Source organism: Pelagirhabdus alkalitolerans, assembly GCF_900096905.1.
Taxonomy (GTDB): Bacteria; Bacillota; Bacilli; order Bacillales; family Amphibacillaceae; genus Pelagirhabdus; species Pelagirhabdus alkalitolerans.
On the sequence record NZ_FMYI01000002.1, the window covers coordinates 286,542 to 299,185 of the forward strand.

12 protein-coding genes are annotated in these 12,644 nt (G+C 36.3%); 7 read left to right on the forward strand and 5 right to left on the reverse strand.

The annotated features are described in order from the left end of the window. Window positions 1–43: 43 nt before the first annotated feature. From BLR62_RS03590 to BLR62_RS03600, 3 genes are read left to right on the forward strand one after another with little or no spacing between them, the layout of a single operon-like run. On the forward strand, window positions 44–2,341 hold the full coding sequence (locus BLR62_RS03590) for an AAA family ATPase (RefSeq protein ID WP_090793279.1): 2,298 nt from the start codon (window positions 44–46) through the stop codon (window positions 2,339–2,341). A gap of 1 nt (window position 2,342) precedes the next feature. Beyond that, on the forward strand, window positions 2,343–2,768 hold the full coding sequence (locus BLR62_RS03595) for an acyl-CoA thioesterase (protein WP_090793282.1): 426 nt from the start codon (window positions 2,343–2,345) through the stop codon (window positions 2,766–2,768). After that, window positions 2,769–3,068 carry a hypothetical protein gene (locus BLR62_RS03600; protein ID WP_090793285.1) on the forward strand — a complete coding sequence of 100 codons (300 nt, stop codon included), beginning with the start codon at window positions 2,769–2,771 and terminating at the stop codon, window positions 3,066–3,068. A 35-nt stretch (window positions 3,069–3,103) separates the two neighbouring features. Here BLR62_RS03600 and yidD read toward each other — a convergent pair whose 3' ends face one another. The 3 genes from yidD to plsY form a co-directional block, all read right to left on the reverse strand. Continuing rightward, on the reverse strand, window positions 3,104–3,352 hold the full coding sequence (gene yidD / locus BLR62_RS03605) for a membrane protein insertion efficiency factor YidD (protein ID WP_090793287.1): 249 nt from the start codon (window positions 3,350–3,352) through the stop codon (window positions 3,104–3,106). Continuing rightward, on the reverse strand, window positions 3,353–4,264 hold the full coding sequence (folE2, locus tag BLR62_RS03610) for a GTP cyclohydrolase FolE2 (protein ID WP_090793289.1): 912 nt from the start codon (window positions 4,262–4,264) through the stop codon (window positions 3,353–3,355). A 125-nt stretch (window positions 4,265–4,389) separates the two neighbouring features. After that, the gene (gene plsY, locus BLR62_RS03615) at window positions 4,390–4,971 is read right to left on the reverse strand and encodes a glycerol-3-phosphate 1-O-acyltransferase PlsY (protein ID WP_425438862.1); all 582 of its coding nucleotides are present in this window, start codon (window positions 4,969–4,971) and stop codon (window positions 4,390–4,392) included. Between the two features lie 246 nt (window positions 4,972–5,217). Between plsY and BLR62_RS03620 the strand changes: the two genes are divergently transcribed. The 4 genes from BLR62_RS03620 (at window position 5,218) to BLR62_RS03635 (ending at window position 10,754) form a co-directional block, all read left to right on the forward strand. After that, entirely contained in the window at window positions 5,218–5,631 is a 414-nt protein-coding gene (locus BLR62_RS03620; RefSeq protein ID WP_090793294.1) for a CoA-binding protein, read from the forward strand. 156 nt (window positions 5,632–5,787) lie between these two features. Beyond that, window positions 5,788–7,740: a DNA topoisomerase IV subunit B gene (gene parE / locus BLR62_RS03625; RefSeq protein ID WP_090793296.1), complete on the forward strand. Its 1,953-nt coding sequence runs from the start codon at window positions 5,788–5,790 to the stop codon at window positions 7,738–7,740. A gap of 18 nt (window positions 7,741–7,758) precedes the next feature. Then, window positions 7,759–10,209 (forward strand): DNA topoisomerase IV subunit A, encoded by a 2,451-nt coding sequence (gene parC / locus BLR62_RS03630; protein ID WP_090793299.1) that lies wholly within the window; start codon window positions 7,759–7,761, stop codon window positions 10,207–10,209. 74 nt (window positions 10,210–10,283) lie between these two features. After that, entirely contained in the window at window positions 10,284–10,754 is a 471-nt protein-coding gene (locus BLR62_RS03635; RefSeq protein WP_090793302.1) for a flavin reductase family protein, read from the forward strand. 62 nt (window positions 10,755–10,816) lie between these two features. Here BLR62_RS03635 and BLR62_RS03640 read toward each other — a convergent pair whose 3' ends face one another. After that, a complete protein-coding gene (locus BLR62_RS03640; RefSeq protein WP_090793305.1) occupies window positions 10,817–11,683 on the reverse strand; it encodes a DMT family transporter in 867 nt (288 codons plus the stop codon). A gap of 95 nt (window positions 11,684–11,778) precedes the next feature. Continuing rightward, entirely contained in the window at window positions 11,779–12,585 is an 807-nt protein-coding gene (hisJ, locus tag BLR62_RS03645) for a histidinol-phosphatase HisJ (protein WP_090793307.1), read from the reverse strand. Window positions 12,586–12,644: the final 59 nt, after the last annotated feature.

A 12,644-nucleotide genomic window follows, 5' to 3' on the forward strand; every position in this document is an offset into this window, starting at 1 on the left:
TTATCTATGCTAAACTATATAGGGATGGAAGGGAGCTATTTTTGTGACGAATTATACAATTTTATCTAAAGTAAATAATGATTCGATTATTGAATGGGATCAATTAATAAAAGAACCACCCTATAATGAAATCGATGTTTTAAGAACACTTGATCAAATTAGAGAAGAATCTCATGATCTATCTCATCAGGCGATTGGAAATTTGCATGTATTGCTCGTTTATCATCGTTTAATGCGACATAAACAATCCGATAACTTATCTGAAAAATTACTTGATAAAGCAGCTCAATACGATGAGCAGTTACCGACCTTGACAGAAATACAATCTGTCATGCATTATCATAGAATTAAAAATGAATTGATGAATTTAACCGTCAGTGAGTGGTCAATACGAGAGACAGATTTTGATCAAGCAAAAAAGAAAAAAATGAGTGAGTGGCTGGAGCAAATTAATCGATTTAATGATTTCGTTGAATCGTATGAAGCAAATGACAGCTCTTCAAAATCAGAGCTTGGCTTTTTATACCGTGATTTGACGCATAAATTGTCCGAATTAAAAACATTATTGGAAGATAGTTACGAATTGCTTCAAAATAAGCGAACGGGGATGCCGACAAAGTCAATCAATCAGACAATTAAGCAAGTTTCTGTTTTGTTAGATCAATTTATTGATGCGTTCCCTAAAGGTTTCGGTCATGAAATAAGACAATCCCCCTTGCAAAAATTAGAAGAAATGGTGGGTCTTAATCAAGTTAAAACGTATATGAACCAGTATTATCACTATTTGAAGTATCAGCAGGATCGAAAATCGATTGGATTTCAAATGGTGGATGAACCTGGTTTGCATATGATTATTACCGGTAATCCAGGGACAGGTAAAACAACGATTGCGCGTCTTTTAGCTGAAATCTATCATGAATTAGGTTTACTTGAATCGAAAGAAGTGATTGAGGTTAATCGCTCACACTTAGTTGGTTCTTATGTAGGTCAAAGCGAAGAGAATACGATGAACTATATAAGAGAAGCTGTAGGTGGCGTCTTATTTATCGATGAGGCTTATAGTCTTAAGCGTGAAGATGCAAGTGGTGGTGATTATGGACAAGCGGTTATTGATACACTTGTGTCAGCTATGACAAGTGGAGAGTATGCAAATAAATTTGCCGTTATTTTAGCTGGTTATCCAGAAGAAATGCGCCATTTTCTATGGTCAAATCCAGGTCTTAGAAGTCGTTTTCCTGAACAGAATTCAATTAGTTTGCCTGATTTTAAGATGGAAGAATTATTGGAAATTGCTGAAGCCACAGCACTTGATAACGATTATTTCTTTACGGAGACAGCATTAAATCATTTTTATGGGCTTATTGAGCGCGCTAAAGTTGACGATACATTTGGAAACGCGAGAACGGTCAGAGATCTTGTTATGAAAGCCATATTTAAGAAGGGGTCGATGATCAGTGTCGAATCAGATGATCATTGGCTTGACCATATGCGCATCGAATCAAAAGATCTCGCTGTTATGTCTGATGATAAAGAAGACGTTCCACCTATGGAACAATTGGAGCAACTAATCGGACTTAATAACATTAAACAAGAAGTGAAAAAGTTATCATCGTTTGTCCAAATTCAACAATCAAGAAAAGATCAAGGTCACCCGATGGTTCCAATACAATTACACGCTGTGTTTTCTGGTAATCCAGGAACAGGAAAAACAACGGTAGCTAAAATTTACTCTAAGATGTTAAAAGAGTGTGGTTTATTAAAAAGAGGTCATTTTGTGCTAGCGTCTAGAAGTGATTTGGTTGCTGGTTATGTTGGTCAAACAGCGATCAAAACGAAGAATAAAATTAGAGAAGCCCTTGGTGGGGTTTTATTCATTGACGAAGCGTATTCCCTTTATAGAGGTGAAAATGATTTTGGAAAAGAGGCCATTGATACTTTAGTTGATGAAATGACAAAACATAATGATAATTTAGTTGTTATTTTAGCAGGCTACAAGCAAGATATGAAACGTTTTATTGATAGTAATCCTGGGCTTTCTTCCCGTTTTAAAAAGTATTTCGAATTTCAAGATTATGCCCAAGATGAATTACTGGATATGACGCACTATCACGTTCAAAACTATAATTACCAATTAACTGATGATGCAGTTCACTATTTATATAGTCAATACTCAGGAGGTTCTGTTAATGGGAATGGTCGGTTTGTCGTTAATTTAGTTGAAGAAGCGATTCAATATCAGGCACTAAGAGTTATAGAAAGTAATGAAGAAAAAGAAATGACAAAACTCTCAGCTGAAGATGTTAAAAAGGCTTGGGAAACAGTGAAGGGAGACAATTCGTGATATGTATACCGTAACGACACCTATACAGGTTAGGTACCAAGAAACAGATCAAATGGGCGTTGTGTATCATGCTAATTACTTAGTTTGGTTAGAAATTGGTCGAACAGAGTTTATTCATGGGTTAGGTTTGTCTTATAAGAAAATGGAAGAAGAAGGTGTCGTATCACCTGTTACACATGTCGATCTCCACTATAAAGTGCCTGTCCGGTATGGCGAAACAGCATACGTTAAAACGTGGATCGACTATTATGATGGGTTGCGAACAACATATGGTTATGAAGTCATAAACGAGCGTAATGAAGTCGCACTCCACGGAACAACGGATCATGTTGTTGTTAAAAAAGATAATTTTAGACCTGTTTCCGTACGCAGACAATTTCCAGAATGGCATGAAAAATACATGCAAGCTCAACAAGGTGATGAATAAATGGCTTTTGGTATTACGAAACAAGAGTTAAAAGACTGGAAAGCGCGTGTTGCAAAAAATGAATTAGCTTTCTTAACACATTACTGGTATGATGAACGTTTTCCAGATGTCTCGACTGTTACCAAAGTAGGGTGTCGAGATATCAATTATTTAATTGAGTGGGGCTATCAGTTCAACCTCAAAAAAGAATGGATTGATCACCGATCAAAATACCCACATTTTGATCTAATGGGACCCGTTCAAAAGCACGTTTTAGAACAAATGGAACTCGATTCACATATAAGACGTTTTAATTTGTAAGAGCAAAAAAACCGAGAATTGATCACATTAAATGATCAGTCTCGGTTCTCTTTTGCTTTCTTTTCTTTAGGGGCCGGAACGGGATCGAACCCTCCTGGATGGAGTGGCTGACATTTTAAGATTCGAATAATTGTCATCCATCCACCTTTAAAAGCACCAAACCGTGTAATCGCTTCTTTACCATAAGTAGAACAAGTGGGTTGAAAACGACAACTCGGTTGTTTCATAGGGCTAATATAACGTTGGTAACCACTAATTATGCTTAATAAAAGTTTTTTTAACATTTAACTCCCTCTTTTATCATACGTAACAGAAGCAATGGCGTCATGTAAGTGAATCGATTCTTCATTTTGACATTTGACTTTGAATTGATCAACATAATCCATTTCATAGAGGTCAGCAGCAACTAATCGAACCATATCTTCAACGAATCGTGGGTTCTCATAAGCTGTTTCTGTCACCATTTTTTCATCAGGACGTTTAAGAACAGGATGAATGATTGCACTTGCATTGGATTCTGCTGCATCGAGCAGTTCTTTTTTCCAATCGATCGTCTCTTCGTTAAAATCAGCATTTAATTGAACGGATGTCGTGACGACACCACGCTGATTATGAGCGCTGTATTCACTTATTTCTTTAGAACAAGGACAAAGTGTCGTAATAGTTGCGCTAAGTCCCACTTCGATCGTGAACTGATTAGGTAATGTGTAGTCGATGTCTATTGTTAAATCCGCATGGTTAAGACCACTACGGTTAGAATCTGGAGCAGAACGCTCGAAAAACCAAGGAACTGTGATGTTCATGTGCAAGTCTTCAGCTTTTAATCGTTTAGTTAGTTTCTTTGCAAAATCCTTTAGGTCACTGAGGTCCGTTGTTAATGTTCCACTTTGAGCTTGGTGGTCAAGCTCTTCTGTAAAGCGACTCATATTTGTACCTTTACTATCTTGCTTGAGTGAAGAAGAGAAACTAAATGTTGCAATTGACGTTTGATTTAAAGGTTTCATCTGACTATTAATTTGTATAGGATGTTTAACATTCGTGATCCCTACAGCGTCTAAATCGAATAAAAAGTCATCGTTCGAGTTTTGTAAATCAGGCATCTCGCTTTTTTTAGTCGGTTTTGTCTTTTCTCCAGGCTGTACGGAACCGAACAATTTATGTCTTAATGGTTTTGATGGTAATGTTTTTTTGTACATATAAAGACTCCTTTTCGACAATTATCTAGTACAAAGTATACTTAATGCGAACGTGTTATTCAATTTATTTGTTTTTCATATAAAAAAACACTAGTCTACGAATCATGAGACTAGTGCTACTAAAATTATAACCATGTGATTTTAGGTTCTGTACCATTTTTAATCCGTTTAATATTAGCGGTATGGCGATAAACAATGAAAATAGTTAAAATTAATGTCAGGATAACAAGTCCTGTGTCTCTCATAACAGAAGCCGTTATCACAGCTACTATACATGTTATAATCGATGATAGCGATACGTATTTACTTAAATAAAGAGATACGAAAAAAGTTGCTAGTATGACAACAAAAATAAAAGGACTGACACCCAAAATCATACCACCCGATGTTGCGACGGCTTTGCCACCTTTGAACTTAGCGAAAATTGGAAACATGTGACCGACAACTGCGGCAATACCGATCACTAAACCACTTATTTCAGGTTGATTAAAAATTAAAGGGAGAGATGCTGCAAGTGTACCTTTTAAAATATCTGCAAGTGTGACGATGAGGCCTGGTTTTTTGCCGAGAACGCGAAAAGCGTTAGTACCACCTAGATTTCCACTTCCATGTTCACGGATATCTATTTGATAAAATTGTTTCCCAACGATTAAACCAGAAGGGATTGAACCGATTAAATACGCTAGTATAATTAACATTACATACATTTCCATTTTAGAACCTCATTTCATAAATCATAGTAACTTTTATATTTTAACATGTAATATTCATTATACAAATACTTTTATGACCAGGTAATAAATTTTGTTGAAAATTAAACAAATATGAATTGATTTTGTATACACGAGAAAATGTAGAGCATAAATGGAACCTTTTCTCCTGAATTTAGTTGACCTCATTCGTTAAATGTGCGTAAACTGTCATTAGAACGTTTTAAAAAGGAGTGTTGTGTGATGAGATACAAACATCCATCTGATAAAAAATTAAAAGAAGTGTTAACCGAAGCAAAAACGATTGCTGTTGTTGGTTTAAGTGATAAAGAAAACAGAACGTCTCATCAAGTATCAAAAGTAATGCAGGACGCTGGATACCGTATTATACCTGTCAATCCTAACATTGAATCGGCTTTAGGTGAGACAGCTTATTCTAAATTAAGTGAGATCGAAGAAAAGGTAGATATTGTGAATGTTTTTAGACAATCAATCTACTTATATGATGTCGCCAAAGAAGCAAAAGACATCGGCGCTTCAGTTTTATGGGGACAACTTGATGTTATTGATAAGTCCGTTTATAAGGATTTTAAAGATGATATGGAGATCATTATGGATGAATGTATCAAAGTCGCTTACCATGAAGTGATGAAATAATATAGATTGACGGTTTAATTAAATAGAGCCTACGCTCTATTTAGTTAAGCTGTTATCTTTGTGGATATAGATAAGGCGAAGCATGATTTTTCGTGCTATACTAAAACAGTAAAGATATGCAAACGTTCGTTCGATCGACCGGAAGGAGTACGTAGTGTGAGTAAATTAAATACAAATTATACAGATGATTCAATTCAAGTATTAGAAGGTTTAGAAGCTGTTCGTAAAAGGCCGGGTATGTACATCGGTTCAACCGATGCGAGAGGACTCCATCACCTTGTCTTTGAAATAGTGGATAATGCGGTCGATGAGGCGTTATCCGGTTTTGGAGAAGAGATAAAGGTACAAGTCCATCGTGATCATAGCATTACCGTTAGTGATGAAGCACGAGGCATGCCGATTGGAACGCACCCATCTGGAAAATCAACACCTGAAGTTATTTTGACCGTTCTTCATGCAGGTGGAAAATTCGGTCAAGGTGGCTATAAAACTTCAGGAGGGCTTCATGGTGTAGGTGCTTCGGTTGTAAACGCCTTGTCTGAAAAATTAACTGTGACGATTCACCGTGACGGTAAAATCATGCAGCAAACATTTGCTAACGGCGGAATGCCTCAAGGGCCTTTAAAGCAAATTGGTAAAACGAAAAAGACAGGAACGTCAATCTGGTTTAAACCAGATCCATCTATTTTTCAATCAACTGTTTTCCAATATGACATTTTATCAGAAAGACTGAGAGAAGCAGCCTTTTTATTAAAAGGGATTGCGATTACGTTAATTGATGAAAATGAAGATGTAGAAGAAACGTATCAATACCCAGAAGGATTAACCTCTTTTGTTGATTATTTGAATGAAGAAAAAGATACGCTTCACCCGGTCGTTTCGTTTGAAGGGGAGCAACAGTCAATTGAAGTTGATTTTGCTTTTCAATTTAATGATGGCTACGCAGAAAGTATGTTGTCATTTGTCAATAATGTTCGAACAAAAGACGGAGGAACTCATGAGTCTGGTGCAAGAACAGCCATGACTCGTGTGTTTAATGAATATGCTCGAAAAAATGGTTTATTAAAGGAAAAGGATAAAAATTTAGAAGGTAATGATATTCGAGAAGGGTTTACAGCGATTGTATCGATTCGCATTCCGGAAGAGAGTCTACAATTTGAAGGGCAAACGAAAAGTAAACTAGGAACATCTATAGCGCGTTCGGTTGTTGATGCAATTGTTTCAGAGAAATTGGCTTACTTTTTAGAAGAAAATCCTGAGACGGCTCACATGTTATTAAAGAAATCCGTTCGTGCTAAAGAAGCGAGAATGGCTGCTCGTAAAGCGAGAGAAGACGCCCGTTCAGGGAAAAAGAAAAAGAGAAAAGATGCGTTATTAAGTGGAAAATTAACGCCTGCTCAATCCAGAAAGCCAGATCGTAATGAACTTTATCTAGTAGAGGGTGACTCAGCAGGAGGGTCTGCAAAACAAGGCCGTGATCGGAAATTCCAAGCTGTATTGCCATTAAGAGGTAAAGTCGTCAATACGGAGAAAGCAAAATTAGAGGATATATTAAAAAACGAAGAAATCTCGACAATCATCCATACGATAGGTGCTGGTGTTGGCGGTGATTTTAATTTAGAAGATGTTCAATATGACAAAATCGTCATTATGACAGATGCTGATACGGACGGTGCACATATTCAAGTGTTACTACTGACTTTCTTTTATCGTTATATGCGTGAGTTGATTGAGAACGGTAAAGTTTATATTGCACTCCCCCCTTTATATAAAATTTCAAAAGGAAAAGGCAAAAAAGAAAAAGTGAAATACGCTTGGAATGATGATGAAATGAAAGAAGCGATTTCTGAATTGAAAAGTGGTTATGTGTTACAACGCTATAAAGGTCTTGGTGAGATGAATGCAGACCAACTTTGGGAAACGACGATGAGTCCTGAAACACGAACGTTAATTCGTGTCACAATTGATGACTTGGCTAGAGCTGAAAGACGTGTGACCACGTTAATGGGAGATAAAGTTGCCCCACGACGTAAATGGATCGAATCACATGTTGAATTTGGATTAGGTCAAGAAACAAATATTATCGATAATGAGAATATCCATAGTTAAGGTTGAGGAGGAAGTGTTTTGGCAGCAACTGAAAATTATTTAGATTTGCCATTAGAAGAAGTGATAGGTGACCGATTTGGTCGATATAGTAAATACATTATTCAAGACCGTGCCTTGCCTGATGCAAGAGACGGTCTAAAACCTGTACAAAGAAGAATTTTGTATGCCATGCATGAAGAAAAGAATACACATGATAAAGGTTTTAGAAAATCAGCAAAAACAGTAGGAACCGTAATTGGTAACTATCACCCGCATGGTGACAGTTCTGTATATGAAGCGATGGTTCGATTAAGTCAAGACTGGAAAGTAAGAAATGTATTGGTTGAAATGCACGGTAATAACGGAAGTGTAGACGGAGATCCCCCCGCAGCCATGCGTTACACAGAAGCGCGTCTATCTGCAATTTCAAGTGAATTAATTCGCAATATAGAAAAAGATACAGTGGATTACATTCCAAACTTTGATGACACGATTGATGAGCCTGTTGTGTTGCCAGCACGTTTTCCAAATTTATTAGTCAATGGTTCAACAGGTATATCAGCCGGTTATGCGACAGATATTCCACCTCACAATTTAGAAGAAGTAATCGATGCAGTCATTAAAAAGATCGACAAACCTGAAACATCGATAGAAGAATTGATGACAATTTTAAAAGGACCTGACTTTCCAACGGGTGGTATCGTTCAAGGTGAAGAAGGGCTCAAAAATGCTTATAAGACTGGCAAAGGTAAAGTTGTTGTCAGAGGTCGAGCAAATATTGAGCCATTACGTGGTAACCGTGAACAAATTGTGATTGATGAAATCCCGTTTGAAGTCAATAAGGCAGCTATGGTCAAGCGAATGGATGAACTGAAAATTGACCGTAAAGTTGAAGGGATTGCCGAAGTTCGTGACGAAACAGATCGTGAAGGCATGCGTATCGTTATTGAATTGAAAAAAGATGCAGATAGCCAAGGCGTTTTAAATTACTTTTATAAGCATACAGACCTACAAGTCACATATCATTTTAATATGGTCGCAATAAAAGATAAAGCGCCTAGACAATTAAGTTTAGCCCAGTTATTAGAAGCCTACATTGAGCACCAAGAAGAAGTTGTGATGCGTCAATCAAAGTATGATTTGAATAAAGCAGAAAAACGTTATCACATTGTTGAAGGTTTGATCAAAGCCATTTCTGTACTGGATGAATTAATTGCTATTATAAGAGGCAGTGAAAATAAACAAGATGCCAAATCAAATATTATTCATCAATTTCATTTCTCAGAAGAACAAGCAGAAGCGATTGTTAACTTACAATTGTATCGCTTAACTAATACAGATATTACAGCACTTGAAGAAGAAAAAGCGCAATTGGATCAATCCATTGAAGAACTGTCATCGATTATTAATGATGATAAAAAGCTTAAACAAGTGATCAAACAAGATTTAAAATCGGTTAAGAAACGTTTTAAAACACCGAGATTAACATCAATTGAAAAAGAAGTTGAAGAAATAAAAATTAATTTAGAAGTCACAGTGGCAAGTGAAGATGTATTAGCTTCTGTTACAGAACAGGGTTATGTGAAACGAACAAGTTTAAGGTCTTATGCGGCTTCCAATGAAGAAGACTTAGCGTTAAAAGATGATGACCATTTAATCGGTTTATTTGAAATTAATACAACCGATACATTACTTCTTTTCACTAATCGCGGACGGTATTTATACATGCCTGTCCATATGTTGCCTGATATAAGGTGGAAAGATCTTGCCCAGCATGTATCGAATATTGTATCGATTGAAGCAGAAGAAAAAATCGTTCAAGCAATCCCTGTTCGAGACTTTTCGATCCCAAATTATTTAATCTTCTTTACTAAAAATGGCATGATCAAGCGAAGTGAACTGTCATTATATGAGGCTCAAAGGTATTCAAAACCTTTAGTGGGCATCAACTTAAAAGCTGATGATGAATTATTAAATGTTCAAGTCTCAAATGGTTTACAAGATGTGTTTGTTGTATGTGACAGAGGATATGGATTACGTTATAACGAAGCAGAAGTGACGCCAGTTTCTCAGCGTGCTGCAGGTGTTAAAGCGATGAACTTGAAAGAAGATGAAGTCATTGTAAGTGGAATGGTTATAAATGGTGAAACGGATCAAACATTTTTAACATTAGTGACGCAACGTGGTGCGATGAAACGGATGCGTTTAACTGAATTTGAGCAACTCAAACGTGCTAAACGAGGCCAGGTTATGTTAAGAGAATTAAAAGGAAAGCCGCATCGAGTAGCTGGCTTTGTTGAAATTAGTCCAACTGATGAAGTCATACTACAAACTGATCAAAATCACGTATCTGTCCATCATCCAATGGAATTAAGTATTAGTGATCGGTATAGTAACGGATCGTTTGTGATTGATAATGATCAAGCGGGAGACGTGGTTAAAGTGTGGAAAAAACCAGCTTATCAAGTTCCATTCAGTGCTTTTGAATAGTGCATATGTTTTTAGAAATTACGTGAATCGTGTTAAAGTTTTAGTACACTTTTAGAAAAAAGGGGTATGCTAAGATGGTTTCAGATAAACAATTTAAACAAGCGATGAGTCAATTTGCAACGGGAATAACGGTTGTAAGTGCAGAAGAGAATAAAGAAGTCAAAGGGATCACGGTTAATGCATTTATGTCTTTATCGCTTGATCCCATGTTGATCGCTATTTCTTTGCAAAATAAAGCGAATATGATTCAAACATTAGAAAATACTGATCAGTTTGGGATTAGTATTTTAAAAGATGATCAACAAGAAGAGTCGATGATTTTTGCGAATCAAAAAAAACCGGAACAGCCTGTTTCTTTTGACTATGTCAATCAGACGCCGGTAATTCCGAACGCACTCGTTCAAATAGTATGTGAGAAAGAATCTGTAGTTGAAGCTGGTGATCATACGATTGTGATTGCGAAAGTCAATGAGATAAACAATGATACGGGTAAACCACTAATCTATTTTGGCGGACATTACCAAGCTTTAAACGAGAAATTATAACAACTTAAAAAGGCTCCTTGCTAAAAAGTAAGGGGCTTTTTAAAAATTTTATAAAGTTATTGTCAGGCTTGTTTGACACTGAGTGTTGTAATGGTGATAAGGACGATTGTCATTCCTATTAATTGAACCATGGTCAAGTCATCGCCGATCCATATTACACCTATAAATGAAGCGGTGACAGGTTCTACCATAGCAATCATTGAAGCAGTCGTAGGGGCCGTCCAACGTATTCCAATGAAAAAAAAAGCAAATGAAAGTCCAGCGCCTAAAAAACCTAATAATAAAAACCAACCAACATCACTTGATGTTAAGACATTTAAAGCTTCTGAACGATCTATAAATAAAAGAAGAATCAGACTAAAAGCTAAAAAGGCAAATGTAAGTGAAACTTGAGGACTGCCATCTTTGGCAGCTTTTTTAAATGAAAATATAAATACAGCATACGATATTCCAGCAAATACACCAGCTAATATTCCGGCAAAACTAACAGTCATTTCATCTATATTATAAGCACCCGTTAATAAAATGATTCCCATTAGTACACTGACAACGCATCCCCACTTGAACCATGTCGAACGCTCAATACCTAAAAGAAATGAAACGAGAAGAACAAATAGGGGTGCTGTATACATTAACGTTGATGCAATAGTAATACTTGATAATTGTATACCTAAATAATATAAACTGAAATTAAACGTAACACCAATTCCGGCAATTATAGACCACACATATAAACGGGTAGTATAAGAATAGTTTTTGTCGTAACGTAAAATAAACCATATTAGAAAACAAATAAATCCAATGGCACCTCGGTAAAATGAAATGACAAAAGGATCCCATCCGTTACTCATTAATAGATCGCCAATTACTCCACTCAAGCCCCAAAAGACAGCAGCAAGCATAACTAATAGAGTCCCTTTCCATTGCATACTGATCCTCCTAACAAAGCTGTTTAATCAAAAAGGCATTTACCATTAATACCCATTCCTTGTTAAGACTATCACTAAACATTTAGATTAAGGGTTTAACTAAATGTCATAATATGTTCAAATCCACGTGCAATATTCTTTGACTCATGCGCATCAGAACCAGGAGTTAACGTAATATCCATCTCTTTTGCCTTTTGCAAAATCGAGCGAGACGGATAAAGTTCTAAACAGTCTGGTTTATACAATCCAGCAGTATTTACGTCAAGCTGATAATCATGGCGCTTAATTTGATTCAAAATGGATTCAATTAAATCAATATATATCTTTTGATTCGGGAACTTTTCTTGAAACTTACGTACTAACGTCATATGTCCAATTCGAGTTGGCTTATGAGTACCTAAATCAGCCTCAATAGATTGAAGTACCGTTTTGTAATAGGCTTGATACACCTGATCAATTGAACCGAAAGAATTAATCATAGACTTAAAATTTTCCGTACTGTAATCAAGGCAATAATAGTTTTGATTAGGTGCTTTTAGCATATGAACAGAAAGAATGGCATCGTCTATATGAGGATGATATGTATCTAAAAATAGTCGAGTTTGATCTTCATAGTCTTCAATAAAATCAATTTCAAAACCAACATTGATTTTCATAGCGTGTTTATATTCATTTTTTAGCTGATGCCCTTGTTTTAAGTAATCATCTAAATCTGACCAGTTCATCGCACTATCTTTTAAAGGAACAGGATCAGAAAAGCTTTCAGGTAAGGGAGCGTGTTCAGTAAAACTGATTTCAGTAAGCCCTTTTGAAATGGCTTTTTCGATGTATGCTCGCCAAGCATCTTGACTGCCGTGTGGGCAATAAGGTGTGTGTACATGGTAATCGCCTAAAAACGTCATTTGTATTCCTCCTTAATTCCTTTATAATATAGATAAATTTCCTTTTTGAAAAGGGCTGT